General features: G+C 66.9%; 24 protein-coding genes. 17 read left to right on the forward strand and 7 right to left on the reverse strand.

Annotation, left to right across the window (positions count from 1 at the left end; translation table 11 throughout):
- Window positions 1-38: 38 nt before the first annotated feature.
- The 4 genes from ACGLHS_RS26860 to ACGLHS_RS26875 form a co-directional block, all read right to left on the reverse strand.
- Window positions 39-1,133 carry a M14 family metallopeptidase gene (locus ACGLHS_RS26860; protein WP_394484761.1) on the reverse strand — a complete coding sequence of 365 codons (1,095 nt, stop codon included), beginning with the start codon at window positions 1,131-1,133 and terminating at the stop codon, window positions 39-41.
- Between the two features lie 31 nt (window positions 1,134-1,164).
- Window positions 1,165-2,367 carry a M20 aminoacylase family protein gene (locus ACGLHS_RS26865; RefSeq protein ID WP_394484763.1) on the reverse strand — a complete coding sequence of 401 codons (1,203 nt, stop codon included), beginning with the start codon at window positions 2,365-2,367 and terminating at the stop codon, window positions 1,165-1,167.
- Between the two features lie 72 nt (window positions 2,368-2,439).
- The gene (locus tag ACGLHS_RS26870) at window positions 2,440-2,961 is read right to left on the reverse strand and encodes a nucleoside deaminase (RefSeq protein ID WP_394484765.1); all 522 of its coding nucleotides are present in this window, start codon (window positions 2,959-2,961) and stop codon (window positions 2,440-2,442) included.
- A gap of 44 nt (window positions 2,962-3,005) precedes the next feature.
- On the reverse strand, window positions 3,006-4,304 hold the full coding sequence (locus ACGLHS_RS26875) for a nucleobase:cation symporter-2 family protein (RefSeq protein WP_394484767.1): 1,299 nt from the start codon (window positions 4,302-4,304) through the stop codon (window positions 3,006-3,008).
- 133 nt (window positions 4,305-4,437) lie between these two features.
- Between ACGLHS_RS26875 and ACGLHS_RS26880 the strand changes: the two genes are divergently transcribed.
- The gene (locus tag ACGLHS_RS26880) at window positions 4,438-5,352 is read left to right on the forward strand and encodes a LysR family transcriptional regulator (protein ID WP_394484769.1); all 915 of its coding nucleotides are present in this window, start codon (window positions 4,438-4,440) and stop codon (window positions 5,350-5,352) included.
- Window positions 5,353-5,364: 12 nt separating this feature from the next.
- On the opposite strand, the gene ACGLHS_RS26885 is transcribed toward ACGLHS_RS26880, so the two are convergent.
- Complete coding sequence (locus ACGLHS_RS26885; RefSeq protein ID WP_394484771.1) at window positions 5,365-6,552, reverse strand: glycerophosphodiester phosphodiesterase; 1,188 nt, start codon at window positions 6,550-6,552, stop codon at window positions 5,365-5,367.
- A gap of 100 nt (window positions 6,553-6,652) precedes the next feature.
- On the opposite strand from ACGLHS_RS26885, the gene argE reads away from it, so the two are divergent.
- The 11 genes from argE to ACGLHS_RS26940 all read left to right on the forward strand — a co-directional run bounded on the left by argE (window position 6,653) and on the right by ACGLHS_RS26940 (window position 20,731).
- Window positions 6,653-7,819, forward strand: a complete 1,167-nt coding sequence (gene argE, locus ACGLHS_RS26890; protein WP_394484773.1) for an acetylornithine deacetylase — start codon at window positions 6,653-6,655, stop codon at window positions 7,817-7,819.
- Complete coding sequence (locus tag ACGLHS_RS26895) at window positions 7,812-9,071, forward strand: DUF445 domain-containing protein (protein ID WP_394484775.1); 1,260 nt, start codon at window positions 7,812-7,814, stop codon at window positions 9,069-9,071. Before argE ends, ACGLHS_RS26895 begins: the two co-directional genes overlap by 8 nt.
- Window positions 9,072-9,213: 142 nt before the next feature.
- Window positions 9,214-10,926, forward strand: a complete 1,713-nt coding sequence (locus tag ACGLHS_RS26900) for a hypothetical protein (RefSeq protein ID WP_394484777.1) — start codon at window positions 9,214-9,216, stop codon at window positions 10,924-10,926.
- A 135-nt stretch (window positions 10,927-11,061) separates the two neighbouring features.
- A complete protein-coding gene (locus tag ACGLHS_RS26905) occupies window positions 11,062-11,835 on the forward strand; it encodes an MHYT domain-containing protein (protein WP_093246439.1) in 774 nt (257 codons plus the stop codon).
- Between the two features lie 83 nt (window positions 11,836-11,918).
- Window positions 11,919-13,529: an acyl-CoA carboxylase subunit beta gene (locus ACGLHS_RS26910; protein ID WP_394484779.1), complete on the forward strand. Its 1,611-nt coding sequence runs from the start codon at window positions 11,919-11,921 to the stop codon at window positions 13,527-13,529.
- Window positions 13,526-15,478 (forward strand): acetyl/propionyl/methylcrotonyl-CoA carboxylase subunit alpha, encoded by a 1,953-nt coding sequence (locus ACGLHS_RS26915; RefSeq protein WP_394484781.1) that lies wholly within the window; start codon window positions 13,526-13,528, stop codon window positions 15,476-15,478. Before ACGLHS_RS26910 ends, ACGLHS_RS26915 begins: the two co-directional genes overlap by 4 nt.
- A 49-nt stretch (window positions 15,479-15,527) precedes the next feature.
- Window positions 15,528-16,451 carry an SDR family oxidoreductase gene (locus ACGLHS_RS26920; protein ID WP_394484783.1) on the forward strand — a complete coding sequence of 308 codons (924 nt, stop codon included), beginning with the start codon at window positions 15,528-15,530 and terminating at the stop codon, window positions 16,449-16,451.
- Window positions 16,452-16,466: 15 nt separating this feature from the next.
- Window positions 16,467-17,630, forward strand: coding sequence for an acyl-CoA dehydrogenase family protein (locus ACGLHS_RS26925; RefSeq protein WP_394484785.1), 1,164 nt, complete (start codon window positions 16,467-16,469; stop codon window positions 17,628-17,630).
- 13 nt (window positions 17,631-17,643) lie between these two features.
- Window positions 17,644-18,807: an acyl-CoA dehydrogenase family protein gene (locus ACGLHS_RS26930; protein WP_394484788.1), complete on the forward strand. Its 1,164-nt coding sequence runs from the start codon at window positions 17,644-17,646 to the stop codon at window positions 18,805-18,807.
- Window positions 18,808-18,915: 108 nt separating this feature from the next.
- On the forward strand, window positions 18,916-19,674 hold the full coding sequence (locus ACGLHS_RS26935) for a slipin family protein (protein ID WP_394484790.1): 759 nt from the start codon (window positions 18,916-18,918) through the stop codon (window positions 19,672-19,674).
- 157 nt (window positions 19,675-19,831) lie between these two features.
- Window positions 19,832-20,731 carry an alpha/beta hydrolase family protein gene (locus tag ACGLHS_RS26940; protein WP_394484792.1) on the forward strand — a complete coding sequence of 300 codons (900 nt, stop codon included), beginning with the start codon at window positions 19,832-19,834 and terminating at the stop codon, window positions 20,729-20,731.
- 15 nt (window positions 20,732-20,746) lie between these two features.
- Here ACGLHS_RS26940 and ACGLHS_RS26945 read toward each other — a convergent pair whose 3' ends face one another.
- Window positions 20,747-22,027, reverse strand: coding sequence for a DEAD/DEAH box helicase (locus tag ACGLHS_RS26945; RefSeq protein ID WP_394484794.1), 1,281 nt, complete (start codon window positions 22,025-22,027; stop codon window positions 20,747-20,749).
- Between the two features lie 50 nt (window positions 22,028-22,077).
- On the opposite strand from ACGLHS_RS26945, the gene ACGLHS_RS26950 reads away from it, so the two are divergent.
- From ACGLHS_RS26950 to ACGLHS_RS26970, 5 genes are all read left to right on the forward strand, one after another.
- Complete coding sequence (locus ACGLHS_RS26950; protein ID WP_394484796.1) at window positions 22,078-22,461, forward strand: translation initiation factor Sui1; 384 nt, start codon at window positions 22,078-22,080, stop codon at window positions 22,459-22,461.
- A 7-nt stretch (window positions 22,462-22,468) separates the two neighbouring features.
- The gene (locus ACGLHS_RS26955; protein WP_093246448.1) at window positions 22,469-22,705 is read left to right on the forward strand and encodes a DUF3820 family protein; all 237 of its coding nucleotides are present in this window, start codon (window positions 22,469-22,471) and stop codon (window positions 22,703-22,705) included.
- Window positions 22,706-22,886: 181 nt separating this feature from the next.
- The gene (locus ACGLHS_RS26960; RefSeq protein WP_394484798.1) at window positions 22,887-23,294 is read left to right on the forward strand and encodes an RNA recognition motif domain-containing protein; all 408 of its coding nucleotides are present in this window, start codon (window positions 22,887-22,889) and stop codon (window positions 23,292-23,294) included.
- 273 nt (window positions 23,295-23,567) lie between these two features.
- Complete coding sequence (locus tag ACGLHS_RS26965; protein WP_394484800.1) at window positions 23,568-24,056, forward strand: tripartite tricarboxylate transporter TctB family protein; 489 nt, start codon at window positions 23,568-23,570, stop codon at window positions 24,054-24,056.
- Between the two features lie 14 nt (window positions 24,057-24,070).
- A complete protein-coding gene (locus tag ACGLHS_RS26970) occupies window positions 24,071-25,582 on the forward strand; it encodes a tripartite tricarboxylate transporter permease (protein WP_093246451.1) in 1,512 nt (503 codons plus the stop codon).
- Between the two features lie 184 nt (window positions 25,583-25,766).
- Here the strand turns inward: ACGLHS_RS26970 and ACGLHS_RS26975 are convergent, their stop codons facing one another.
- Window positions 25,767-26,525 (reverse strand): TSUP family transporter, encoded by a 759-nt coding sequence (locus ACGLHS_RS26975; RefSeq protein ID WP_093246452.1) that lies wholly within the window; start codon window positions 26,523-26,525, stop codon window positions 25,767-25,769.
- Between the last annotated feature and the right edge of the window lie 201 nt (window positions 26,526-26,726).

A 26,726-nucleotide genomic window follows, 5' to 3' on the forward strand; every position in this document is an offset into this window, starting at 1 on the left:
AGCGTTGCGCTCGTACTGGCGCAGGCCGGTCGGTCAGTTCAACCAGCGAGCCCATCCACGGCCTGGAACATCGCCTGCCGCGCCTGGCTGACGATCTGCCCACGCCACGCGTCGGTGTCGGTATAGAAGGCCTCGACCATCCGCGCACGAATGCCATCGGCCAGGTCGGCCGGCGCTTCCGGGTGCTTGTGCAGCCAGTGGTCGGCACGCAGCGCGCCGGTCACTTCGAGCATCGGCAAGGTGCCGTATTCGAGCGCGATGCCTGTGTACTCGGCCTGCGGGCACTCTTCGTACATGGCGTCCCACATCAGCCCGCGCAGCAGCGCCGAGGTCGATGAGCCGTCGTAGATCGACGTGACCGGCGCCGCGGGCGTGCCCCACCACGCGTTGGCGCGCGCATAGGCCACCTTGTCGTCGCGGCAGGCAAAGATCCGTTCGCCCAGGCCGTTGGGGCCGAGCCCCGTGTGCAGGTCGATCCAGGCCACGCGGCGTGCGCGGCCGGCATGGCGGCGCAGCACTTCGCGGATGGTCTTGTTGCTCCAGGTCGGCGCCTTGCCGCCGAAGAACAGGCCATCGTCGAACTGGTACTGGCCGCTGGTCACGGCCGCCTGGAAGGCGGTGGCGCCATGCTTGTCGATCCACTTGGCAATCGCGGCCTGGTTGTCGGGCGTGGGCGGCCAGGTGTCGGGCAACAGCAGCGAGTGCAGCTTGGCGTAGGGCTCGTTCACCGGCACCGGCTTGGAGAAGTCGAGGAAGTTGCGGTTCAGGTCGACGTTCTCGTGCGTGACGCGCCGGCCGTACGAAAAACCGTGCGGGTTCAGCGCGTGCACATACAGCACCGCCACGCCCTGCGCCTTGGCCTTCTCGCGCCATTCGGCATCGTGCAGCGCGAACACCTGCACGCCGCTGCCGCAATGGCCCTCGACGCCGTGGCAGGCGCTGGTGACGATCAGCAGGTGCTCGGCATCTGCATTGCCGTCGAGCGCCACGTCCATCGACAGCTCTTCGCCATCGCGACCCTTCAGTGGATGCGCGTGCGGCTCGACCGTGAGGCCGGCGCTCACGCAGCCCTGCAGGAATTTCTGGCGCGCCTGCGCGTAGCGCGGCGAGAAGGCTTCGGCTATTCCGATCATGTGACGCTCGACCTCCGGTTGAATCAGGCGATCAGGCAGCAGCGCCGCCGGGCTTGAGGAACTGCTCGGCGATCTGTACCCAGCAGGTGGCGCCGAGCGGGATCAGGTCGTCGTTGAAGTCGTAGCTCGCGTTGTGCAGCGTGCACGGGCCTTCGCCGTGGTGCACGTCGCGGTGCGCGCCGTCGCCGTTGCCGATGAAGGCATAGGCGCCGGGCTTGGCCTGCAGCATGAAGGCGAAGTCTTCCGAGGTCATGGCGGCCTCTTGCTTCAACACGTTCTCGGGGCCGACGATGCCACCCATCACGCGGCGCGCGAAGTCGGCTTCGGCCTCGGTGTTGATGGTCGGCGGGTAGTAGCGCTCGAAGCGGAACTCGCAGGTGGCATCGTGCGCCGCGCAGATGTGCTCGCTGATCTGCTTCATGCGCGCTTCGATCATGTCGAGCACTTCGATCGAGAAGGTACGCACCGTGCCCGACAGCTCGCAGTTGTCGGGAATCACGTTGTTGGTTTCGCCCGCGTGGATGGTGGTGACCGAGATCACGGCCGAGTCCGTCGGCTTCATCTTGCGCGTGAGGATGGTCTGAAAGGCCTGCACGATCTCGCAGGCGATCGGCACCGGGTCGACGCCCGTCTGCGGCAGCGCGGCATGGCCGCCCTTGCCGATCACGTTGAGATAGAACTTGTTGCCCGACGCCATCACCGGCCCGGGACTCACGGCGAACTGGCCGGCGGCCATGCCGGGCCAGTTGTGCATGCCGAACACGGCGTCCATCGGGAACTGCTCGAACAGCCCTTCCTTGATCATCTCGCGGGCACCGCCGCCGCCCTCTTCGGCCGGCTGGAAGATCAGGTAGACGGTGCCGTCGAAGTTGCGGTTCTTCGCCAGGTGCTGCGCGGCCGCCAGCAGCATCGCCGTGTGGCCGTCGTGGCCGCAGGCGTGCATCTTGCCGTGGTGCTTGCTGGCGTGGGCGAAGGTGTTCAGCTCGGTGACGGGCAGCGCGTCCATGTCGGCGCGCAGGCCGACGGCGCGATTGCTGGTGCCGTTCTTGATGATGCCGACCACGCCGGTGGTGCCGAGCCCCCGGTGGATGGGAATGCCCCATTCGGTGAGTTTGCCTGCCACCACATCAGCGGTGCGGACTTCTTCGAAGCAGAGTTCGGGGTGGGCGTGGAGGTCACGTCGGACGGCGGCAATGCCGGCCGCCTGGGTGACGAGGGAATCAATGAGTTTCATGGCGTGGTCTCAAAACGCCAGTCTATCCACTCCGGCATTTCGAGGCACGGCGGAAAACACGCAGTCGGCGTGTCAGTGGCCCGCGGTCCAGAAGCCGCGATGCGGCGCCGCGGCCTCGTCTTCGAGCAACGGCCCCACCACTTCGACGCGCCGCTGGCCGCGCACGAACACCTCGCGGCACGGCAGCGAGAAGGTCGGGTTTTCTGGATGGTCGCCGGTCAGGCCGAGCAGCGCGTGTTCCGAAAGCGCATAGACCACGCGGCCGATGTTGGTCCAGTAGATGGCGCCGGCGCACATGCAGCAGGGCTCGGCGCTGGTGAAGAGCGTGCAGCGCGCCAGTTGCTCCGGCGTGAGCCGGCGCGCCGCCTGCGCGGCCGCCACCAGCTCGGCGTGCTGCGTGGGGTCGCCTTCGGGCGGCATCGAGTTGTTGCCGGCCGTCACGACGACTTCGCCATGCTCGTCGGCCACCAGCGCGGCAAAGGGATGGCGGCCACGGGCCTTCGATTCTTCGGACAGCGCGATGGTCATGCGCAGCAGTTCGAGGTCGCGCGGGGACAGGTTGGCGGGCGTGGGGTTTTGTGGGCTGTGGTTCATGTCGGTAGGGCTTCGTCGGGAGAGAAAAGAAATGTTTGTCTGGATCAGCGCGCCACGACCGCGGGCGCTTCTTCGGTCACCGTCGCGGTGCCCCGGTTCAGCAGCAGATTGAGCAGCACCGCCGTGATCGCGCCCAGGAAGATGCCGCTTTCAAGCACCAGCTTGAGCGGCCCGCTGGCATGCGCGAACAGCGCGGGGAACGACATCGGCAGCACGCCCACGCTCACCGACACCGCCACGATGATCGCGTTGCGCGTGCCCTCGAACCTGACGCGCGAAAGCTCCTGGATGCCCGCCACCGTCGTCATGCCGAACATCACGATCGCGCAGCCGCCGAGCACCGGCCGCGGCACCGACGCGATCAATGCGCCGAGCTTGGGAAACAACCCCATCAGCACCATGATCGCGCCCGCCGAGGCCACCACGTAGCGGCTCTTGATGCCCGACAGCGCGATGAGCCCGGTGTTCTGCGTGAAGGCGTTGTACGGAAAGCTGTTGAAGACGCCGCCGATCATGGTCGAAAGGCCGTCCGCGCGAAAGGCGTTGCCCAGCGTCGCCTGGGTCGACGGGCGGCCGACGATCTGGCCGATGGCCAGGCAGTTGCCGGTGGTCTCGGCCATGATGACCAGCATTGCGAGCGTCATGATCAGGATCGGGGCCAGCCCGAACGCGGGCAGGCCGAATGCGAAAGGCGCGCTCACCTCGAACCACGCCGCATGGCCCACCTGCACGAAGTCGGTGAGCCCGAACGCCGCTGCAATCGCCGTGCCCGCCACCAGCCCCAGCAGCACCGCCAGGTTGCCGACGAAACCGCTGAAGCGGGCATACACGAACAGCGTGATGGAGATGGTGACAAGGCCCAGGAGCAGGTTCGGCACGCTGCCGAAATCGGCCGCATCGGGGTTGCCGCCGCCCAGCCAGATGGCGGCGGCCGGCATCAGCGAGATGCCGATCACGGTGATGAGGCTGCCGATCACCACCGGCGGAAAAAAGCGCAGCAGCCGGCTGATGGCCGGTGCCAGCAACACCGTGATCGCGCCACCGGCGATGACGGCGCCGAACACGTAGGGCAGCCCGTATTCCTTGCCGATCATGATCATCGGTGCCAGCGCGATGAACGAGCAGGCCTGCACCAGCGGCAGCCGCGCGCCGAACTTCCAGAAGCCCAGGGTCTGGATCAGCGTCACGACCTGCGCCTGTGTGAGCCCGAGCGCGCTGCCCAGGATCAGCGGCACCGCCACCGCGCCCGCATAGAGCACCAGCACGTGCTGCAGGCCATAGGTCGCCATCTGCCGCGAGGGCAGCACTTCGTCCACGGGGTGGACACCGGAAGAAAGCGTCATCGAAAGTCTCCGCGTTGTGGGTTCTCGTCTTTGTGCCGGTCCGGCTTCTGTGGCCGGACGGGCGGATGATCGATGGCCTCCATCGGGAGTCAAAGTTAGTATTCATCGTTTTTTTCGATGGAAGAAGGACGCCGTGCGCTATTCGCTGGAGCAGCTCGAAACCTTTGCCGCCGTGGCGCGGGCCGGTTCCTTTTCAGCGGCGGCGCGCCAGTTGGGCAAGACGCAGTCGACGGTGAGCGCGGCCATCGGCAACCTCGAAGTCGACCTGGGCGTGGCCCTGTTCGACCGCGCGACCAAGATCCCCACGCTCACCGAAGCGGGCCACCGCATGCTGCGCGAGGCGCATGGCGTGCTCGACCGTTGCCTGGCGCTGGAAGGCCATGCGCAGAGCCTGTCGGAGTCGGTCGAGTCGGGCCTCACGCTGGCCATCGAGATTCCGTACAACGTGCTGATGCCGGCGTTCGCGGCCTTTGCCGAGCAGTTTCCGTATGTCGACCTGGAAGTGCGGCATCCGCTGCACGGCGATGTCAGTGCGCTGGTGAAGCAAGGCGAGGCGCAGATCGGCATCGGGTTCGCGCAGCCGGGCTACGCGCACGAGCTGGACTTCGTGCAGATGGGCAAGCTGGTGATGGCACACGTGGCGGCGCGCGGGCATCCGCTGGCAGCCATGGCCACGGTGAACTTCACCGACCTGCACCGGCATCGCCGGCTCGCCTTCAGCGCGCACAGCGAGCGGCTGCCCACCACCGAGTACCTGGGCGCCACGCGGTGCTGGCGCGCCGAGAGCTACCTGGCGCTGCTGGAGATGACGCGCGCCGGCCTGGGCTGGGCCACCTTGCCGAGGCGGCTGGTGCAGCGCGAACTGGCCGACGGCGAACTGGTCGAGCTACAGCTGGGCGCCTACCCGCACACCGACTGGCTGCTGGGCGTCGACCTGCTCTGGAACAAGGCGCGCCCGCTCGGCAAGGCGGGCACCTGGCTGCGCGCCGAGCTGGCGCGCTTCAAGGTATCGGAGACCGACAGCGCCGGTCACCCGACGACCTTCTGAAAGCCGCCGGCTTCAGCGGCCGATGCTCTTCAGGTAGTCCGCACGCGCGGCCAGCGCGGTGTCCGTGAAGTCGGTGAACACGCCATCGACGCCGAGCTTGTAGTACACGCCGTACTCGTTCTTGCCGTCCTTGTTGTAGTCGGACGCGAGGCGGCGCGACTCGTTGCGGAAGGTGAAGGGGTGCACGAACAGGCCGGCCTTGTGGGCGTCGGCGATCAGCGTGGTCGGGGCCATCGAGGTGGCGTCGGCGTCGTCGATCTTGCCGTCCTTGTTCACGTCGACCGGCTTGCCGTCGGCGCCGATGGTGCCCTTGACGCTGACGATGTAGCGCTTCCACGGGCCGATGCCGTCGGCATAGGTCTTGATTTCGGCCAGGCCCGCGGGCGTGACCATGGCGTCGAAGTTGCGCTTGTCGCCGGCCTTGGTCCAATCGTAGGGGCGGTCGCTGGGCACGGCGAAGGTCACGGCGCCGGTCTTCAGGTCGACGCTGTCGCCGTCGATCAGCTGGATGATCCTGGTGTTCAGGCCTTTGCTCTTCATGTACTTCAGGCTGCCGGGCTCGAAGGACTGCACGTAGATCGGCGCGGCCTTGTTGTTCCAGCCGGCGGCGACGATGGCGGCGATCATCTTGTCTTCCAGCGGCAGGCCGAGGTCGCGGAAGTAGGTCGGGTTCTTGGACTCGGGGTAGATCGCGATGGTGCGGCCGGTTTCCTTCGTCTTGGCCTTGGCGAAATCGATGATCTCCTGGAAGGTCACGACCTTGAACTTGCCGTTGTATTCCTGCGCCCGCTCGGCGTCGGTGGAGATGCCGCCCAGGGTCTTGATTTCGGCCAGCGTGAAGTCGTTGCTGAACCAGCCGGTCTGGGTTTCGCCGTCGACCTTGATGGTCTTCTTGCGCGAGGCGAATTGGGCGTGCTTGGCCACGTCGGTGCTGATGGCCAGGTTGGGGTCGTGGCGGGCGATGAGCACGCCGTCCTTGGTGGAGACCAGGTCCATCTCGATCACGTCGGCGCCCAGTTCGATGGCGCGCGAATAGGCTTCGAGCGTTTCTTCCGGCAGGTAGCCCGATGCACCACGGTGGGCAATGACCAGCGGCGGATTGCCGTCGAGCGTCAGCAGCTTGTTGGAAGGGCCGGTGGTGCTGCAGGCCGCAACGCACAGGGCGGCGGTCGCGGTCAGGGCGATCTGAAGGGTGCGCATGGTCTTTGCTTCTCCGTCCAAAAAAAGCAGGGTACCCGCTTCGCGTGACGGCTTCGATGACGGCCGGCGCAGGGCGCCGACTTCCGGGAGAATGTGTTGCATGCTCCACACGCTTTCCCCCCAAAGCCTCCTGCTGGCCCAGACCCTGGTGCGCATGAACACCATCAGCGCCAACAGCAACCTCGAACTGATCGACTTTGCGCAGAGCCACCTCGCGGCCCTGGGCGTCAAGAGCCGCATCACCTACAACGCCGAACGCACCAAGGCGAACCTGTTCGCCACGCTGGGCGAAGGCAAGCCGGCCGGCGTGATCGTCTCGGGCCACACCGATACGGTGCCCTGGGACGGGCAGGACTGGAGCGTCGACCCGCTCTCAGCCATCGTGCAGAACGAGCGCCTGTACGGCCGCGGCTCGGCCGACATGAAGAGCTTCATTGCCATCGCGTTGGCCAATGCCCATCGCTTCCTTGAAAGCGACTCGCCCTTCGCGGTGCACTTCGCCTTCAGCTACGAAGAAGAGATCGGCTGCTTCGGCGTGAAGGAGCTCATCGCCGACATGCGCGACGCCGGCATCAAGCCACTGGCCTGCATCGTGGGCGAACCCACCAGCATGGTGCCGGCCATCGCGCACAAGGGCGTGTACCGCTACAAGTGCTGCGTGCGCGGCAAGGAAGCGCATTCGTCGCTCACGCCCAAGTCGGTCAACGCCATCGAGATGGCGGCCCGCGTGATCGGCAAGGTGCGCGACATGGCGGAAGACTTCGAGCGCAACGAGCCGCGCTACGAGGGCTTCGACGTGCCCTTCAGCACCGCGAGCGTGGGCCAGTTCCACGGCGGCATCGCCGACAACGTGGTGCCGCGCGACGCCGAGTTCCGCTATGAATTCCGCGACCTGCCCACGGCCGACGCCCGGCGCATGCAGGCCGACGTGGTGGCCTACGCGGGCAGCATCGAGCCGGCGATGAAGAAGGTGGCGCCCGATGCGGGCTTCAAGTTCGAGACCATCTGCGAGATCCCGAGCTTTCTTGGCGGAGCCAACGACCCGATCACGCTGCTCGCGCAACGCCTGGCGAGCGAAGACCGCACCACGCTGGTGGCCTTCGGCACCGAAGCGGGCCTGTTCAAGAACGCCGGCATCCCCACCGTGGTGTGCGGCCCCGGCAGCATTGAGCAGGCGCACCAGCCCGACGAGTTCGTGAGCCTGGAACAACTCGCGCGCTGCGAGCTGTTCATGGAGCGCCTCGCGACCTCCCCTGCCATTGGCTGAAGCCGAGGGCAGCGATGCGCTGCGTCGCATGAAGCGCGTCGCGCTCGGCCTGCTGTGCACGGCGGCGCTGCTCTATGCGGTGGCGAGCGCGCTGCACGCGCAGCATCCGGCCTGGGGCTATGTGGCGGCCTTCGCCGAAGCCGCAATGGTCGGCGCCATTGCCGACTGGTTCGCGGTGGTGGCGCTGTTCCGCCGGCCGCTGGGCCTGCCGATTCCGCACACCGCGATCATTCCGAGCAACAAGGACCGCATCGGCGCCAAGCTCGCCGGCTTCATCTGCAACAACTTCCTGAGCACCGCACAGGTGCTCGCCAAGCTGCGCCAGTTCGATGCGGCCGGCCGCATTGCCGACTGGCTGGCGCGCCCCGCGAGCGGCCAGAAGCTCGGCGAATGGGGCGTGGCCGCCACGCGCTACGGGCTCTCGGCCTTCGACGACGAACGCGTGCGCGACTTCATGGGCCGCGCCGCCGCGGCAGGCCTGGCGAAGATCGACCTGTCGCGCCTGACCGGCCAGGCGCTCGACGCGCTCACGGCCGGTGGCCGCCACCAGGCACTGCTCGACGACGTGCTGCAGCAGGTGGCCGACCTGCTCGACGGCGAGGAGGTGCAGGCGCACATCACCGAGGCGATTGCGCGCGAGATCAAGACACTGCGCTACGTGGGCCTCGACCAGGTGGCGGCCAAGCTCGCCACCCGCAAGATCGTGGCGGCGGTGGCGCGCACCATCGGTGAACTCGCGGCCGAGCCCGACCATCCGATGCGCAGACGCTTCGACCACTTCGTCGACGACTTCGTGGTGCGCCTGAAGCTCGACCCCGAATTCCAGCAGCGCGGCGAGCAGATCCGCGCCGAGCTGATCGCGCACCCGGCTCTGGGCGATTACCTGCACGGGCTCTGGGGCGAGCTGCTGGCGTGGCTGCATGACGACCTGGGCCGTGGCGACTCGACGATCCGCCAGCGCATCGCGTCGATGGCCGGCGCGCTCGGCACGCGGCTGCAGGCCGACGAGCCGATCCGCCGCTGGATCAACGAGCAGATCGAGGCCGCCGCGCCGCTGGCCATCGAGCGCTACCGCGAGGACATCCGCCGCTACATCGAGGAGCGCGTGGGCGAGTGGAACGCCGAAGAGATGACGCTCGAACTCGAACGCAACATCGGGCGCGACCTGCAGTTCATCCGCATCAACGGCACGCTGGTGGGCGGGCTGGTGGGGCTGCTGATCCACACCGTGACGCAACTGCTGCGCGGCTGAGCCAATAAGAGAAAGCTCAAGGGCATCTGAAGGCTGCGGGTAATCCACAGCGAACGAAAGTGCGCATCCTGTCCCGGGAGCGACCCCGCGGACACATCCGCCTCCTAGACTGCTCCGCGCAATCAAAAGAGGAGAAGAACGCATGCCCCGTCCAAGCCTTCGCGGCGCCTCGCTGGCCGCCATCGCCGCCCTGCTGGGCGCCTGCAGCACGGTGACGCCGCCGGTGTCCGCGCCGCCGTCATCGGCGCCGGCGGCCGTGTCGCCGGCACCTGCATCGCCGGCGACGCCACCCACGCGGCCCGCATCGTGGGCGGCACCCGAGGCGCTGGTCGCGCCCTCCTCGTTCGCCGGCGTGCACGGGCTGGCCATCGACGCCAAGGGCCGCCTGCTCGCGGGCTCGGTGCTGGGCAACACGCTGTGGGAGGTCGACCGCACCACCGGCGCGGCGCGCGTGCTCATCGACGCGCCCGAAGGCCAGGCCGACGACATCGCGGTCGGCCCCAAGGGCGAGCTGGCATGGACCAACTACCTCATGGGCATGCTGCGCTACCGCGAGAGCGACAACGCGCCGCTGCGCGTGCTGGCCAAGGACCTGCCCGGCCTGAACTCGCTCGACTTCGACCGCCGCAACGGCAAGCTCTACGCCTCGCAGGTGTTCCTGGGCGACGCTCTGTGGGAGATCGACCGCGACGGCAAGAAGCCGCCCCGGCTCATCAAGAAGGACATGGGCGGCTTCAACGGCTTCGAGGTCGGGCCCGACGGCATGCTCTACGGGCCGCTGTGGTTCAAGGGCCAGGTGGTGAAGATCGACCCGGCGAACGGCGCCATGGCCGTGATCGCCGATGGCTTCAAGATCCCGGCCGCGGCCAACCTCGACGGCAAGGGCAACCTCTGGGTGGTGGATGCGCGCAGCGGCGAACTGGTGCGCGTGGACCTCGCCACGGGCCACAAGACGGTGGCGAAGCAGTTGCGCCCGTCGCTCGACAACCTCGCGATCGCGCCCGACGGAATGATCTATGTGTCGAACATGGCGAACAACGAGGTGCAGTCCTTCAACCCGGCCACGGGCGAGCTGCGCACGCTCACCAGCGGCAAGGTGGCGGTGCCGGCGGGCATGAAGATCGACGGCAACGACCTCTGGGTGGCCGACGTCTTCGGCTTTCGCCAGGTCGATGTACGCACCGGCGAAGTGCGCGACGTGTTCCGCATGCAGCGCGATCCGGACCTGGACTACCCCTTCGCGGTCGGCCTGTCGGCGAGGCTCTTCGCGCTCAGCTCATGGTTCGGCGGCACGGTGCAGTTGGTCGACCGCCAGACGCTCAAGACCGTCGAGACCATCCACGGCCTGAAGGCGCCGTTCGACGCGATCCCCATGGCCGACGGCAGCGTGATCTACGCCGAGCTGGCCGCTGGCAGCATCACCCGCGCGAGCGGGCCGAAGTTTGCCGACAAGTTGGTGCTTGCTAGCGGCCTGAGCGGCCCGGTGCAAATGATCGTCGGCCACGACGGCGCGCTCTACGTCACCGAGGCGGCCGGCAAGCTGCTGCGCATTCCGCTGGACGCCAGCGCGCCACTGCGCACCGTGGCCGACGGGCTGGCGCTGCCTGAAGGCGTGGCGCAGACGCCGTGGGGCAGTTTCATCGTGGCCGAGAGCGCGGCCCGCCGGCTGGTGGAGATCGACCCGGCCAACGGCAGCCGCCGCACCGTGGCCGAAAACCTGCCGATCGGCCTGGCGCCGAGCCCCGGAATGCCGCCGCCGTACGTGGTCACGGGCGTTGCCGTGGGGAGCGACGGCACGATCTACATGGCCGCCGATCGCAACAACGCGATCTACCGGATTCGCGCTGTAAGGTAGCGTAACAATAAGTGTAAATTATCATTTACTTTTAAAAACAAATATTACAGACTGATCGGGACGTCTCGTGGCGCCCTGATCGCATCCGGCTGTCGGGGGTGTTGCCCAGGCGTTCTTTCCTGAAGGGACAAACGCATGACTCCGCTCGTCGTAGGCCAATTGCTATCGCCCGAATACTCACTGGGCCTGGTAGCGCTCTCCTTCCTGATTTCATTCGCCGGTTCGCTGGTGGCGCTGATCTGCGCGGGGCGCATGGTCGGCGCGGACGGCAAACCCAACCTCGCCGTCGTGGCCTGCGCCGCGGTGGCGCTGGGCGGCATCGGCATCTGGTCGATGCACTTCATCGGCATGCTGGCGTACCGGCTGCCGGTCGGCATCTCCTACAACATGCCGCTCACGGTGGTGTCGCTGGTGGCGGCCATCCTGATCTCGGGCATTGCCCTGTACATGGCCGGCGGCCGGCGCAAGTTCAGCAGGTCGGGCTGGGCGGCCGGGAGCCTGCTGGCCGGGCTCGGCGTGTGCGTGATGCACTACATGGGCATGTACGCGATGAACATGCGTGCCACGATGGACTTCAACATCGCCACGGTCGGCCTGTCGGTGCTGATCGCCATCACCGCAGCGGCCGCTGCCCTGTGGCTGGCGTTCAACCTGAACAAGTTCACGCACAAGGTCGCGGCCGCCGCCGTGATGGGCGTGGCGGTCTGCACCATGCACTACGTGGGCATGAGCGCGGCCAGCATGGTCTGCATCGCCGCGGCGCCCGCCGACGCGCTGGCCATCGGCGGCAGCTCCATGGGCCTCACGGTGTTCGGCACGGCCGGCGCGGTGCTGATCTTCATCTACTGGGTGGTCACCGGCAGCAGTCTCGACGCAGCGCCCACGCAGCGCCGCGCACGCACCAGCTGACCAGCTAGTTGGCACAAGCGGGCCCGGCGCCCGCGGCCTACAGTCTGTGCAGACCTTCAACAAGCGATCTGCACAGACTCTTCATGCCCGTCATCGAATCCCGGCTGCACGCGGCCAGCGACACCTTCCAGGCCAACCGCGCCGGCATGCTCGCCCTGCTCGAACAGGTGCGTGCACACGAGGCCCGCGCCGTGGCGGCCTCCGGCGCATCGGCCGAGCGCTTTGCCAAGCGCGGGCAGCTCCTGCCGCGCGAGCGCATCGCGCTGCTGCTGGACACCGGCGCGCCCTTCCTGCCGCTCGCCTCGCTCGCGGGGCTGGGCCATGACAACCCCGACCTGTCGAAAAGCGTGCCCGGCGGCGGGCTGATCTCGGGCATCGGCCAGGTGGCGGGCGTGCGCTGCATGGTCAACGCCTCCGATTCCGGCATCGACGCCGGCGCGCTGCAGCCCATGGGCCTGGACAAGCAATTGCGCGTGCAGGAGATCGCGCTCGAAAACAAGCTGCCCTACGTGCAGCTGGTGGAAAGCGCCGGCGCCAACCTCATGCACTACCGCGTGCAGGACTTCGTGCGCGGCGGCAACATCTTTCGCAACCTCTCGCGGCTCTCGGCCGCGGGGCTGCCGGTGGTGACGGTGACGCACGGCTCGTCGACCGCGGGCGGTGCCTACCAGACGGGCCTGTCCGACTACATCGTGATGGTGCGCGACCGCACGCGGGCCTTTCTCGCGGGGCCGCCCCTGCTGAAGGCCGCCACCGGCGAGATCGCCACCGAAGAAGAACTGGGCGGTGCCGTGATGCACACCCACATCTCGGGCTTGGGCGACTACCTGGCCGAAGACGACCGCGACGCCATCCGCATCGCGCGCTCGATCCTCGGCGGCATCGACTGGGCGCGCGACGAAGCGCCGCGCAAATTCGCGCCGCCGCGCTACGACGCCGAAGACCTGCTCGGCATCATGCCGAGCGACGGGCGCCGTCCGGTGGACATGCGCGAAGTCATCGCGCGCATCGCCGATGGCTCGGAGTTCCTGGAGTTCAGCGAGCACTACGGCAGCGCCACCGTCTGCGGCCACATCCGGCTCGAAGGCCACGCGGTCGGCATCATCACCAACAACGGCCCCATCGATTCCGATGGCGCGACCAAGGCCACGCACTTCATCCAGGCCTGCTGCCAGTCGCGCACGCCCATCGTCTACCTGCAGAACATCACCGGCTACATGGTGGGCCGCGCGCACGAAGAGGCCGGCATCATCAAGCACGGTGCCAAGATGATCCAGGCCGTGACCAGCGCCACCGTGCCGCAGATCACGCTGTACTGCGGCGCCTCTTACGGCGCGGGCAACTACGGCATGTGCGGGCGCGGTTTTGCACCGCGCTTCTGCTTCTCGTGGCCCAACGCGCGCACCGCCGTGATGGGCGGCGAGCAGGCCGCCAAGACCATGGCCATCGTCATGGAGGCCGGCATGGCGCGCAAGGGCACGGTCGACACCGCGAAGATCGACGCGATGCAGCAGCAGATCATCGAGCGCTTCGATCGGCAGATGAGCGTGTTCACCACCAGCGCGCTGCTGCTCGACGACGGCGTGATCGACCCGCGCGACACCCGCGCGGTGCTGGCCGAAGTGCTCTCCGTGTGCCGCGATGCCGATGCGCGCACGCCGCAGGCCATGCAGTTTTCGGTGGCACGGCCATGAAAAAATTCCACAAGATCCTGATTGCGAACCGCGGCGAGATCGCGGTGCGCGTGATGCGCACCGCGCGCACCATGGGCTACCGCACGGTTGCCGTGTATTCGAGTGCAGACGCGGATGCCGAGCACGTGCGGCAAGCCGACCAGGCCGTGTGGATTGGCGAATCGCTCCCTGCGCAAAGCTACCTGAACATCGCCGCCCTCATCGAGGCTGCACGCACCAGCGGTGCCGATGCGGTGCACCCCGGCTACGGCTTTCTCGCCGAGAACGCCGAGTTCGCGCAGGCCTGCCGCGACGCGGGGCTGGTCTTCATCGGCCCCTCGCCAGAGGCCATTCGCGCGATGGGCGACAAGGCCGGCGCCAAGCGGCTCATGCAGGCGGCCGGCGTGCCCTGCATTCCCGGCTACCAGGGCAAGGACCAGAGCGTCGCCACGCTCGCCGCCGAAGCCGCGCGCATCGGCTGGCCCGTGATGATCAAGGCCACGGCCGGTGGCGGCGGGCGCGGCATGCGGCTCGTGACCTCGGCCGCATCGTTCGCGGAGTTGCTGCAGAGCGCGCAGTCCGAAGCGCTCAATGCCTTCGGCGACACCACGGTGATCCTGGAACGCGCCATCGTCGCGCCGCGCCACATCGAGATCCAGGTGTTCGCCGACCGGCACGGCAACGCCATCCATCTCGGCGAGCGCGACTGCTCGGTGCAGCGCAGGCATCAGAAGGTGGTCGAGGAAGCGCCTTCGCCGGCCGTGTCCGAGGCGCTGCGCGAACGCATGGGCGCCACCGCCGTCGCCGCCGCGAAGGCCATCGCGTACGAAGGCGCGGGCACGCTCGAATTCCTGCTCGATGCCGAAGGCCAGTACTGGTTCATGGAAATGAACACGCGCCTGCAGGTGGAGCACCCGGTGACCGAGGCGGTGACCGGGCTCGATCTGGTCGAGCTGCAACTGCGCGTCGCGGCCGGCGAGCCCCTACCGCTGGCCCAGCAAGACGTGCGCATCACCGGCCATGCGATCGAGGTGCGGCTGTGCGCCGAAGACCCGCAGCAGGGCTTCATGCCGCAGAGCGGCACGCTCGCCGCATGGCGGCCGGCTGCGGCCCTGCGCACCGAGCACGCGCTGCGCGATGGTGCGGTCGTGCCGCCTTTCTATGACTCGATGATCGCCAAGCTCATCGCCCATGGCCGCACGCGCGATGAAGCCAGGCACCGGTTGGTCGCGGGCCTGCAGGACACGGTGGCACTGGGCCTTGCAATCAACCAGCAGTTGCTGGAGCGCGTGCTTTCGCACGACGTGTTTGCAAGCGGTGGCGCGACCACGGCATTCATCGCCGATCACCTCGATGCGCTGCTTGCACCCGATGCGGCCACCGACACGCATGCCGCATTGCTCGCCGCGCTGCTGCTCCAGTTGGGTGAACGCGGCTGGCCTTCACCACTCGCGCACACGCTCCCCAACGCCCTGCGATTCGCGCTCGACGGCAAGGTGCATGCAGCCCGCGTGACGCCGCGCGGCGCCGGCCACTTCGATGTGGCGCTGGACAACGAAGCACCCACGCGAGTCGACCTGCTGGCCTTGCCGGGCGATGGCACCGTGCGCTTCTCGTGCCAAGGCATGGCGGATCAAGCACTTGCGGTGCGCGAAGCCGCCGACCACCTGTGGATTCACTTCCACGGCCGATCTTTCGAGCTGCGCGACCTCACGCATGTCACCGAAGCGCGTGCCGACGCCGCCGGTGGCGACGGCCTGCTGCGCGCATCGATGAACGGCCGCGTCATCGCCCTGCTGGTGGCCGAAGGCGATGCGGTCGCGGCCGGACAGCCGCTCGTCACGCTGGAAGCCATGAAGATGGAGCACGTGCATTGCGCACCGCGCGCCGGCCGTGTTGCCGCACTGCATGTGGCCGTGGGCGCCCAGGTGGCCGCGCGCCATGTGGTCGCCGAAATCGCCGACGCATGACGGCGCCCGCCTCTCGCTTCTTTCTTTCAATGCCCCGGAAGTCTTTCGCATGAACGCCCCCTCTTCCCGCTACCGCTCCGTCTTCGCGCCCGGCCTTTTCGGCGGGCAGGTCATCGTCGTCACGGGCGGCGGCTCGGGCATCGGCCGCTGCACCGCGCATGAACTGGCGGCACTCGGCGCGCAAGTCGTGCTGGTCGGCCGCAATGCCGAGAAGCTCGCAGCGGTGCAGGCCGAGATCGTCGAGGCCGGCGGCAAGGCCAGCACGCAGGCCTTCGACATCCGCCAGGAAGAAGCCGTGCGCACGGCCGTCGCGGCCATCGTCGCTGCGCATGGCCGCATCGACGGCCTCGTCAACAACGCCGGCGGCCAGTACATCACGCCGCTGGCCGACATCTCGGCCAAGGGCTGGGAAGCGGTGATCCACACCAACCTCACCGGCGGCTTTCTCGTGGCGCGCGAATGCTTCGGGCAGAGCATGCGCGCGAACGGCGGCGCCATCGTCAACATCGTGGCCGACATGTGGGGCTCGATGCCGAACATGGGCCACAGCGGCGCCGCGCGCGCCGGCATGGTGAGCTTCACCGAAACGGCAGCGCTCGAATGGGCCGCCAGCGGCGTGCGCGTGAACGCCGTGGCGCCGGGCTACATCGCATCGAGCGGCATGGACCACTACCCGCCCGAAGCCGGCGACATGCTGCGCGCCATGCGCAAGACCGTGCCCGCGGGCCGTTTCGGCAACGAGGCCGAAACCTCCGCCGCCATCGCCTTCCTGCTGAGCCCGGCCGCCAGCTTCATCAGCGGCAGCGTGCTGCGCGTGGACGGCGCGCGGCCGCAGGTGCGCATGGGCTGGCCAATGGCGCTGCCCGATGCGCAGGCACAGCAGCGCGCGGCGGTGCGGCCCTTCGATGGCTTTCACCTGGCGCAGACGCCGCGCGTGTTCCAGACACCGCCGAAGAACGAATCGAACGACTGACCGGAGACAAGCAACATGCAGTACACCCACGAACACCTCGAGATCCAGAAGACCCTGCGCCGCTTCATCGATGAAGAGATCAACCCGCATGTGGACGAATGGGAGGCGGCCGAAATCTTTCCCGCACACGAGGTCTTCAAGAAGCTCGGCAACCTCGGCCTGCTGGGCCTGAACAAGCCCGAGGCTTTCGGCGGTGCCGGGCTCGACTATTCGTATGCGATGGCCATGGCCGAGGCGCTGGGTCACATCAGCTGCGGCGGCGTGCCGATGGCCATTGGCGTGCAGACCGACATGTGCACGCCGGCGCTCGCACGCTTCGGCAGCGATGAATTGCGCCGCGAGTTCCTGGCACCCGCCATCGCGGGCGACATGGTCGGCTGCATCGGTGTGAGCGAACCCGGCGCGGGCAGCGACGTGGCGGGCCTGAAGAGCCACGCGCGCAAGGACGGCGACGACTACCTCATCAGCGGCCAGAAGATGTGGATCACCAACAGCCTGCAGGCCGACTGGATGTGCATGCTGGTCAACACCAGCGATGGCCCGGTGCACCGCAACAAGTCGCTGGTGATGGTGCCGATGAACCTCCCGGGCATCGAGAAGGCCAAGAAGATCCGCAAGATCGGCATGAATTCGAGCGACACGGGTCTGATCTATTTCGACAACGTGCGCGTGCCGCAGCGCTACCGCATCGGCGAAGAGGGCCAGGGCTTCATCTACCAGATGCAGCAGTTCCAGGAAGAGCGGCTGTGGGCCGCCGCGAGTTCGCTCGAGTCGATGGAAGACTGCATCGCACAGACCATCGAATGGGCGCAGCAGCGCCAGATGTTCGGCGGCACGCTGGCCGACCAGCAGTGGGTGCAGTTCAAGCTGGCCGAACTCAAGACCGAGGTGGAGGCGCTGCGCGCCCTCACGTACCGCGCCTGCGACCTGCATGTGCAGGGCGAGGACGTGCTCGAACTGGCGTCGATGGCCAAGCTCAAGACCGGCCGCCTCACTCGGCAGGTGGCCGACACCTGCCTGCAGTTCTGGGGCGGCATGGGCTTCACGCTCGATAACCGCGTCTCGCGTCTTTATCGCGACGGCCGGCTGGGTTCGATCGGTGGCGGCGCGGACGAAGTGATGCTCGGCATCCTCGCGAAGACGATGGGCATCGCCAAGCGGCCACCGCAGCGCGGCTGAAGCGAAGCACGACATGGACGCCGAACTGCAGGCCGACCGCACGGCACTTGCCGACACGGTGCGGCGCTTTGCCGAAAGCGAGATCGCGCCGCATGTGCAGGCATGGGACGACGCGGGCGAGTTTCCGCGCACGCTGTACACGCGCGCCGCTGAACTGGGGCTGCTCGGCCTGAGCTATCCCGAGGCGTTGGGCGGCACGCCGGCCTCTTATGCGCTCAAGCTGCCCGCATGGATCGCGCTCGCTCGGCACGGCAAGAGCGGCGGGGTGCTGGCCAGCCTGTTCTCTCACAACATCGGCCTACCGCCCGTGGTGCTGCATGGCAGCGATGCGGTACGCCAGGAGGTGGTGCCGCCGGTGTTGCGCGGCGAGAAGATCGCGGCGCTCGCCATCACCGAACCCGGTGGCGGCTCGGACGTGGCGGCGCTGCGCACGACAGCAAAACGCGACGGCGATCACTACGTGGTGAACGGCGAGAAGACCTTCATCACCTCGGGCATGCGCGCCGACTGGATCACGGTGGCCGTGCGCACTGGCGAAGGGCGCGGCGCGGGTGGCATCTCCATGCTGCTGGTGCCGGGCGATTCGGTCGGCCTCAATCGCACGCGCCTGTCGAAGATGGGCTGGCTGTGCTCCGACACGGCCACGTTGCACTTCGACAACGTGCGCGTGCCCGCGCGCTATCTGCTCGGCGATGAAGGCGCGGGTTTCCGCATGATCATGGGCAACTTCAACGGCGAGCGCATCGGGCTGGCGGCCGGGGCGTTGGGCTTTTCGCAAGCCTGCCTCGACGAAGCACTGGCCTGGGCACGCGAGCGCAAGGCCTTCGGCGCTTCGCTCATCGAGCATCAGGCGGTGCGTCACAAGCTGGTGGACATGCAGATGCGCATTGCCTCCACCGAGGCGTGGCTCGAAGCCGTGTCGGCCGAGGGCGATGCGCACGAAGCCGCCGGCCGCTTCAACGCGCCCGAGTGGGTGGCGCAGATCTGCATGCTCAAGAACCACGCGACGCAGACCATGCAGTTCTGCGCCGACCAGGCGGTGCAGATCCTGGGTGGCATGGGCTTCATGCGCGGCACGGTGAGCGAGCGCATCTACCGCGAGGTGAAGGTGATGATGATCGGCGGCGGCGCCGAGGAAATCATGAAGGAACTGGCGGCGCGGCAGATGGGCTGGTAGGCGCGCGCCTACACTGGGCGGGCCCCTCTTCGCGTCCATCCTGGAACGCCTGCGCGATGCGCGTGTCCAACGATCCAGCGGCTCCTGTCGGGGTCGCGGGAGATCACCATGTTCTCTTTGACTTACGGCATCGGCTCCGTCATCTTCATCCTGCTGGTGGTGCTGGTCTTTTCGGCGATATGGATTTTCCGGGAGTACGAGCGCGGCATCGTGTTCACCCTCGGGCGGTTCTCGAAGGTCACGGGGCCCGGCCTGGTGGTCGTGATCCCGGGCATCCAGCAGGTGGTGCGCGTCGACCTGCGCACCGTGGTGCTCGAGGTGCCGACGCAGGACGTGATCTCGCGCAACAACGTGTCGGTGAAGGTCAGCGCGGTCGTCTATTTCCGCATCGTCAACGCAGAGAAAGCCATCATCGAGGTCAAGGACTTCTTCAACGCCACCAGCCAGCTGGCGCAGACCACGCTGCGCTCGGTGCTGGGCAAGCACCAGCTGGACGACATGCTGGCCGAGCGCGAGAAGCTCAACCTGGATGTGCGCGAGTCGCTGGACGTGCAGACGGCGTCGTGGGGCATCAAGGTGTCGAACGTCGAGATCAAGCAGATCGACCTCACTGAATCGATGGTTCGCGCCATCGCGCGGCAGGCCGAGGCGGAGCGCGAACGCCGCGCCAAGGTGATCCACGCCGAGGGCGAACTGCAGGCGTCCGAGAAGCTGTTCCAGGCGGCCCATGTGCTGGCGCAGGAACCGCAGGCGATCCAGCTGCGATACCTCGAAACGCTGACGGTGATCGGTGCGGACAAGAACACGACCATCGTGTTCCCGTTGCCGGTGGACCTGATCACGAGCTTTCTTGGCAAGCATGCGTAGCGAGCGGCGATTGGCAAGGTGAAAAGGCGCGGGCCGCGCCGCCGCGCCACTGCTCGGGCGGAAGTTCAGGCCGCTGCGCGGCGAATTGACAATCCGGCTACGTGCCTATGGCAACCTCCGTGCCGCCCTCACACAGGGAAACACAGGGAACCACACCATGAGCAATACACAGCCGCCAACCAACCCGGTCATCGATGGCCTGGCCGATTTCTTTGCGCACTCGATGCGCACGCCGATCCTCCGGCGGCCCGACGAATACGGCATGGCCTACGAGGATGTCTTCTTTCCATCGCTCGACGGGGTGGCCCTCGAAGGCTGGTTCATTCCCGCCGACTCCGACCGCCTCGTGATCTGCAATCACTTCATGCCGGGCAACCGCTACGGCTATCCCGGGCACCTCGAACCGTGGACCGGTTTCGGCGGCTTCGAGGTCAACTTTTTGCCGCAGTACAAGGCGCTGCACGACGCAGGCTACAACGTGCTGGCCTACGACCTGCGCAATCACGGCCGCAGCGACGCGGGCAATGGCGGCCTGGTCGGCATCGGGCTGCTGGAGTACCGCGACGTGATCGGTTCGCTGCGCTATGCGAAGACGCGCGGCCACATGAAGACGGCGCTGTTGAGCGTGTGCCTCGGATGCAATTCGACGATGGTGGCGATGAACAGGCACCCCGAGGAGTTCACGCACATCCAGGCGCTGCTGGCACACCAGCCGGTGTCGGCGCGGCCTTTCGTGGAGCGCGCTTCGGAGAATGCGGGCATTGCGAACGGGCCCGAACTCTTCGATGCGGCGAGCCGCCGGCGCACCGGTTTCGGCATCGACGAGCTGTCGCCGATCGAACACGCCAAGGCGGTCACCGTGCCCACGCTCGTGGTGCAGGTGCACGACGACGTGCTCACCAAACCCTCGGACGTGCAAACCATCTACGACAACATTGCCGCGAAAGACAAGAAGCTGTTCTGGATCGAAGGCACGAGCCGGCGCTTCGATGGCTACAACTACTTCTCGGAAAAGCCCGAGCTGATGCTGGACTGGTTCGCCACCCACATCGGCTGAAGACCGGCACGCACCTCAGTCGTCGTTCTCGGCAGGCTTGGCTTGTTGTTGCTGCTGTTGTGCGGCGGCCTGCGCCGCGCGCAGCTTGTCTTTCTTGCTCGGCCGCTTTCCCTTGATGCCACCGGTGCCGGTGGCATCGACCATCGGCACAGCCACTTCGGTCGGCTCGAAACCTTCGATGCGCTCGCGCGGCAGGCTCAGGCCCTGGCGCTTTTCGATCAGGCGGAAATGCGCTTCAGTGGACGCGCTCACGAAGCTGATGGCCAGGCCGCTTTCTCCTGCGCGGCCGGTGCGGCCGATGCGATGGATGTAGTCGGTCGGCGAGCGCGGCAGGTCGTAGTTGATGACCACCGGAAGCTGCGCGATGTCGATGCCGCGCGCCGCAAGGTCGGTGGCGATCACCACGTCCCAGCGGCTCTGCTTGAACTGCGCAAGGATGTCGGTGCGCGTGCCCTGCGCGATGTCGCCATGGAAAGGCACTGCGTACACGCCGTTCTTGTAGAGCTTCTCGGCCACGATCTGCGCCGCATGCTGCGTGGCGACGAAGACCAGCACGCGCTCCCACTCGTTCTCTTTCAGCAGGTGGCGCAGCAGCTGGGTGCGGCGGTCGGGGTCGACCTCGATCACGCGCTGCACGATGTTCGGCTCGGTGCCCGGCTCGCCCTGCACGTCGACGACGGCGGGCTCGCGCAGCATGCCGTCAGCCAGCGCCTGGATGGCGGGCGGGAAGGTGGCGGAAAACAGCAGGTTCTGGCGCTGTGCGGGCAGCATCGCAAGGATGCGGTTGAGTTCGTCGGCAAAGCCCAGGTCGAACAGGCGGTCGGCCTCGTCGAGCACGAGCATCGACACGGTGTTGAGCTTGAGCGCGTTGTGGTCCACCAGGTCGAGCAAACGGCCGGGCGTGGCGACAACGATGTCGGCGCCGCCGCGCAGGCCCATCATCTGCGGGTTGATCGACACGCCGCCGAAGGCGATGGCGATCTTCAGGCGCTGGGGCAGGTGCTGCGCCAGGCTGCGCATGGTCTCGCCGACCTGGGCCGCGAGCTCGCGCGTGGGCACGAGCACCAGCGCGCGCACGCGGCGCGGCGACTGCGCGGCTTCGGCGACCAGGCGCTGCAGCAGCGGCAGGGAAAATGCAGCGGTCTTGCCGGAACCGGTCTGTGCCGAGCCCCGCACGTCGCGACCTTGCAGAATCGCGGGGATGGCCGCGGCCTGGATGGCGGTCGGCGCGGCATAGCCGCTTTCGGCGGCAGCCTGCACGAGCGCGGGGGCCAGGCCCAGTGAGTCGAATGGCATGTGAGCAGACAGAGAGAAAACCCGAGATAGATAGAGAAGAGACGTACCGAATGTCGACGATGAAACAGCGCAATCAGCAGACCGGCAGCGCCCTGGTGTATTCCACCGAGGCCGGTGGACGCATGTGCCCCGACTGCGGCGAGCCCGTGGCCCAGTGCCGTTGCAAGGAACTCAAGGCGCGCGTGCCGGCCACTGACGGCATTGTGCGTGTATCGCACGAGACCAAGGGGCGCAAAGGCAAGGGCGTGACCGTCATCAAGGGTGTCGCACTGAATGCGGAGGCGCTCACGGCACTCGGCAAGCAGCTCAAGACGGCCTGCGGCTCGGGGGGCACGGTGAAGGACGGCGTCATCGAAATCCAGGGCGACCACCGCGAAACCGTGATCGCCGCGCTGGTCAAGCAGGGCCACACGGTCAAGCGGGCCGGAGGCTGAGCGCGCGATGAACCCCGAAGACCTTCAGCGCCTGGTGACGCTCCAAATGCCTTTTGGCAAACACAAGGGCACGCTGATTGCCGATTTGCCCGGAAATTACCTGACGTGGTTTGCACGCGAGGGTTTTCCCTCGGGAGAAATAGGGCGGCTGCTCCATTTGATGCATGAAATAGACCACAACGGGCTCTCGGACCTGCTCAAACCGTTGCGAAACCGCCCGTCGGGTCGAGATGTTTCTCAATAACACATGATTTCCCCACTCTTTTCCGAAATGGGGCTGGATAATCCCGCCTACGTGTCTGCGAGCTTTGTCTCCCGTGCACGTAATTCGGTGATCGGTCAGTTTCGCGCCACAGCGCATTTTGTTTGTTGTGATTCTGGGACTCCATCGCTTTGTTTTGTTGGTTTGAATTAGGAGTCCCTCCATGGGCAAGAAACTCTACGTAGGCAACCTCGCCTACTCTGTGCGTGACAACGACCTGGAACAGGCTTTCGGCGAGTTCGGCTCGATCGTCAGCGCCAAGGTCATGATGGAACGCGACACCGGCCGTTCGAAGGGCTTCGGCTTCGTCGAAATGGGTTCGGACGCTGAAGCACTCGCAGCCATCGAAGCCATGAACGGCCATTCGCTCCAGGGCCGCGCCCTGACGGTGAACGAAGCCCGTCCGATGGAAGCTCGTCCTCCCCGCACCGGCGGTGGTGGCGGCTACGGCGGCGGTGGTGGCGGCGGCTACGGTGGTGGCGGCGGCGGCGGTTACGGCGGCGGCGGTGGCCGTAGCGGTGGTGGCGGCGGCGGTTACGGCGGCGGCGGCGGTGGTCGCGGCGGCTACTAAGCCCTCACCCACACTCATGAGGGCCTCGGCCCTCTGAATGAATAAAAAGCTCCTTCGGGAGCTTTTTTCGTTTCTGCGCCGTCCTTTTCAAACGCGCCAGCAAGCGGGCTTCGCGGGCCCGCGATGCCCACCGGCAAGAAGCGAAGCACCACGCGCCGGGCCCTGCGGGAGAACCCTGTCCCGGCGGTACGCATTTGTCCGTACCGGGGCGGTCAGCCAACGGTCAGCCGCCGACAACGACCCTCATCCCTCCAAAACAAGAGGGTCGAGACAATGAAAATAAAGAGTCAGGCTGACTTCTTTTCAGGAGTCATGTTCACCACCGTGGGGGGCGCTTTCGCGATTGGCGCGACCACCTACACGGTCGGCAACGGAGCCCGCATGGGGCCCGGCTACTTCCCGCTGATGCTGGGCATCCTGCTGGCCATCCTCGGGGTCATCATCATGTTCCAGGCGCTGGTGGTGGAAACCACCGACGGCGATCCGATCGGCAAGTGGGCCTGGAAGCCGCTGGCCTTCGTGCTCGGCGCCAACCTCGCCTTCGGCGTGCTGCTGGGCGGACTGCCCAGCATCGGGCTGCCGGCGATGGGCATGGTCATCGCGATCTACGCGCTCACGATCATCTCGAGCATGGCGGGCGAGCACTTCAAGCTGCGCGACGTGCTGGTTCTCTCGACCATCCTGGCGGCAGGCAGCTACGTGGCGTTCATCTGGGCGCTCAAGTTGCAGATCCAGGTCTGGCCCACATTCATTTCGGGCTGAGGGAGAACAACACCATGGACCTGATCCACAACCTGGCGACCGGCTTCGGCGTCGCGTTCACCTTCACCAACCTGCTGTACTGCCTGATCGGCTGCATCCTGGGCACGCTGATCGGCGTGCTGCCGGGCATCGGCCCGGTCGCGACCATCGCGATGCTGCTGCCCGCCACGTATGCGCTGCCGCCCGTGTCGGCGCTGATCATGCTGGCCGGCATTTATTACGGCGCGCAATACGGCGGCTCGACCACGGCCATTCTGGTGAACCTGCCCGGGGAGTCGTCCTCGGTGGTCACCTGCATCGATGGCTACCAGATGGCAAGGCAGGGCCGCGCGGGCCCTGCGCTGGCGGCGGCGGGCCTGGGCTCGTTCTTCGCCGGCTGCGTGGGCACGCTGATCCTGGCCGCCTTCGCGCCGCCGCTGACCGAACTGGCCTTCAAGTTCGGCCCGGCCGAATACTTCTCGCTGATGGTGCTGGGCCTGATCGGCGCGGTGGTGCTGGCCTCGGGCTCGCTGATCAAGGCGGTGGCCATGATCGTGCTGGGCCTGCTGCTGGGCATCGTGGGCACCGACGTCAACTCGGGCGTGGCGCGCTACAGCTTCGACATTCCCGAACTCACCGACGGCATCGGCTTCGTGGTGATCGCCATGGGCGTGTTCGGCTACGGCGAAATCATCGGCAATCTCTCGCAGCCCGACGACGAGCGCGAAGTGTTCACGCACAAGGTCAAGGGCCTGTGGCCCACCAAGGACGACTTCAAACGCATGATGCCGGCCGTGCTGCGCGGCACGGCGCTCGGTTCTGCACTGGGCATTCTGCCCGGTGGCGGTGCGCTGCTGGCTTCGTTCGCCTCGTATGCGCTCGAAAAGAAGATCCGCATGAAGCCCGGCGAAGTGCCGTTCGGCAAGGGCAACATCCGCGGCGTGGCCTCGCCCGAGTCGGCCAACAACGCCGGTGCGCAAACCTCCTTCATTCCACTCCTGACGCTGGGCATTCCGCCCAACGCGGTGATGGCGCTGATGGTGGGCGCGATGACCATCCACAACATCCAGCCGGGCCCGCAGGTGATGACCAGCAACCCCGAGCTGTTCTGGGGCCTGATCGCCTCGATGTGGATCGGCAACGCGATGCTGATCATCCTGAACCTGCCGCTGATCGGCATGTGGATCAAGCTGCTGACGGTGCCCTACAAGTTCCTGTTCCCCGCCATCGTGCTGTTCTGCGCGATCGGCGTGTACTCGACCAACAACAACACCTTCGACGTGTGGATGGTGGCCGCCTTCGGCTTCATCGGCTACCTGTTCATCAAGCTGCGCACGGAGCCTGCGCCGCTGCTGCTGGGCTTCATCCTCGGGCCGATGATGGAAGAGAACCTGCGGCGCGCGCTGCTGCTGTCGCGCGGTGCGTGGAGCGTGTTCGTCACGCGGCCGCTGTCGGCGGGGCTGTTGGTGGCTGCGGCGATGCTGCTGGGCATCGTGCTGCTGCCGGCCATCAAGGCCAAGCGCGAAGAGGCTTTTGTCGAGGAGTAAACCGAGCGGCTTCGGCCTTCGCAAAGAGCCCCCATCCGGGGGCTTTTTTATTGCGGCTTTTGCTTTTGTTTTGAGAGGTGCTGCGGTTCGGGGGCGTGCGAATGACACCGTGTCGGCGCGAGCACGCCCTGGACAGTCGCGCCCCACGGCACAAAGCGTCAAACCCCAGCGCGGCAGCGTTGTTTCATTTCAGGAACGCGTCGTAAGCCGTCTTCAGGATCAGCGCGCTCACGACGACGATGAACACCACCCGCACGAAGCCCGCGCCGTGCTTGAGCGCCACGCGCGTGCCCAGCAGGCTGCCCGCCACGTTCGCCACCGCCATCACCAGCCCGTAGTGCCACCAGACGTGACCCTTGGCGGCCAGCAGGATCAGCGCGGCGGCGTTGGTCAGGGTGTTGATGAGCTTGGCCGAGGCCGAGGCGTTGAGAAAGTCGTAGCCCATCCAGCGCACGAACAGGAACACCAGGAAGCTGCCCGCGCCCGGCCCGAAGAAGCCGTCGTACAGCCCGATCGACAGGCCGATGGTGCAGGCGGCCAGGGTTTCGGCCCGGCCGCTGAAGCGCGGCGCGTGCAGCCGGCCCATGTCCTTGCGCGCCAGCGTGTAGAGCAGCACGCCGAGCAGGATCACCGGCAGCGCCCGGCGCAGGAAGTCGCCCGGAAACACCGTGACGCCCCATGCGCCCAGCATCGAGCCCACGAAACCGAGCAGCGCGGCCGGCCACAAGGCGCCCCAGCGCATCTGCACCCGCTGGCTGAATTGGGCCGCGGCGGCGGCCGTGCCCCAAATGGACGCGCTCTTGTTGGTGCCCAGCAACGTGGCCGGCGGTGCGCCGGGAAACACGGCGAACAGCGCCGGCACCAGGATCAACCCGCCTCCGCCCACGATCGAATCGACAAAACCCGCGAGCATCGAGGCGCCCGTCACCACCAGCATTTCCATGCCGGGATTGTCTCACCGGTTTGCTACCGAAACGATAGCTGCATACGCACACGCTGCGCGCGAACCGGGGTTGTTTGGCTTCCAGGAAAAACGTGCCCTTCGACAGTCTGGCGGGCATAAAAAAGGCGCCGACCAGCGGCGCCTTTCAAAGTCAGACATGGCATCTCGTACGGAGCCTTCGGAAGCATTTTTCTTGTTCGG

This window comes from Variovorax sp. VaC1, from assembly GCF_043658315.1.
Taxonomy (GTDB): domain Bacteria; phylum Pseudomonadota; class Gammaproteobacteria; order Burkholderiales; family Burkholderiaceae_C; genus Variovorax.

Excerpts from the sequence above, each read along its gene's own strand:
- ACGLHS_RS26945 (WP_394484794.1), bottom strand. The coding sequence starts at position 22,027 with ATGCCATTCGACTCACTGGGCCTGGCCCCCGCGCTCGTGCAGGCTGCC.
- ACGLHS_RS26860 (WP_394484761.1), bottom strand. The coding sequence starts at position 1,133 with ATGATCGGAATAGCCGAAGCCTTCTCGCCGCGCTACGCGCAGGCGCGC.
- ACGLHS_RS26970 (WP_093246451.1), top strand. The coding sequence starts at position 24,071 with ATGGACCTGATCCACAACCTGGCGACCGGCTTCGGCGTCGCGTTCACC.
- ACGLHS_RS26950 (WP_394484796.1), top strand. The coding sequence starts at position 22,078 with ATGTCGACGATGAAACAGCGCAATCAGCAGACCGGCAGCGCCCTGGTG.
- ACGLHS_RS26900 (WP_394484777.1), top strand. The coding sequence starts at position 9,214 with ATGCCCCGTCCAAGCCTTCGCGGCGCCTCGCTGGCCGCCATCGCCGCC.
- ACGLHS_RS26930 (WP_394484788.1), top strand. The coding sequence starts at position 17,644 with ATGGACGCCGAACTGCAGGCCGACCGCACGGCACTTGCCGACACGGTG.
- ACGLHS_RS26870 (WP_394484765.1), bottom strand. The coding sequence starts at position 2,961 with ATGAACCACAGCCCACAAAACCCCACGCCCGCCAACCTGTCCCCGCGC.
- argE (WP_394484773.1), top strand. The coding sequence starts at position 6,653 with ATGCTCCACACGCTTTCCCCCCAAAGCCTCCTGCTGGCCCAGACCCTG.
- ACGLHS_RS26965 (WP_394484800.1), top strand. The coding sequence starts at position 23,568 with ATGAAAATAAAGAGTCAGGCTGACTTCTTTTCAGGAGTCATGTTCACC.
- ACGLHS_RS26905 (WP_093246439.1), top strand. The coding sequence starts at position 11,062 with ATGACTCCGCTCGTCGTAGGCCAATTGCTATCGCCCGAATACTCACTG.
- ACGLHS_RS26865 (WP_394484763.1), bottom strand. The coding sequence starts at position 2,367 with ATGAAACTCATTGATTCCCTCGTCACCCAGGCGGCCGGCATTGCCGCC.
- ACGLHS_RS26915 (WP_394484781.1), top strand. The coding sequence starts at position 13,526 with ATGAAAAAATTCCACAAGATCCTGATTGCGAACCGCGGCGAGATCGCG.
- ACGLHS_RS26875 (WP_394484767.1), bottom strand. The coding sequence starts at position 4,304 with ATGACGCTTTCTTCCGGTGTCCACCCCGTGGACGAAGTGCTGCCCTCG.
- ACGLHS_RS26885 (WP_394484771.1), bottom strand. The coding sequence starts at position 6,552 with ATGCGCACCCTTCAGATCGCCCTGACCGCGACCGCCGCCCTGTGCGTT.
- ACGLHS_RS26955 (WP_093246448.1), top strand. The coding sequence starts at position 22,469 with ATGAACCCCGAAGACCTTCAGCGCCTGGTGACGCTCCAAATGCCTTTT.
- ACGLHS_RS26935 (WP_394484790.1), top strand. The coding sequence starts at position 18,916 with ATGTTCTCTTTGACTTACGGCATCGGCTCCGTCATCTTCATCCTGCTG.
- ACGLHS_RS26920 (WP_394484783.1), top strand. The coding sequence starts at position 15,528 with ATGAACGCCCCCTCTTCCCGCTACCGCTCCGTCTTCGCGCCCGGCCTT.
- ACGLHS_RS26940 (WP_394484792.1), top strand. The coding sequence starts at position 19,832 with ATGAGCAATACACAGCCGCCAACCAACCCGGTCATCGATGGCCTGGCC.
- ACGLHS_RS26975 (WP_093246452.1), bottom strand. The coding sequence starts at position 26,525 with ATGGAAATGCTGGTGGTGACGGGCGCCTCGATGCTCGCGGGTTTTGTC.
- ACGLHS_RS26925 (WP_394484785.1), top strand. The coding sequence starts at position 16,467 with ATGCAGTACACCCACGAACACCTCGAGATCCAGAAGACCCTGCGCCGC.
- ACGLHS_RS26910 (WP_394484779.1), top strand. The coding sequence starts at position 11,919 with ATGCCCGTCATCGAATCCCGGCTGCACGCGGCCAGCGACACCTTCCAG.
- ACGLHS_RS26960 (WP_394484798.1), top strand. The coding sequence starts at position 22,887 with ATGGGCAAGAAACTCTACGTAGGCAACCTCGCCTACTCTGTGCGTGAC.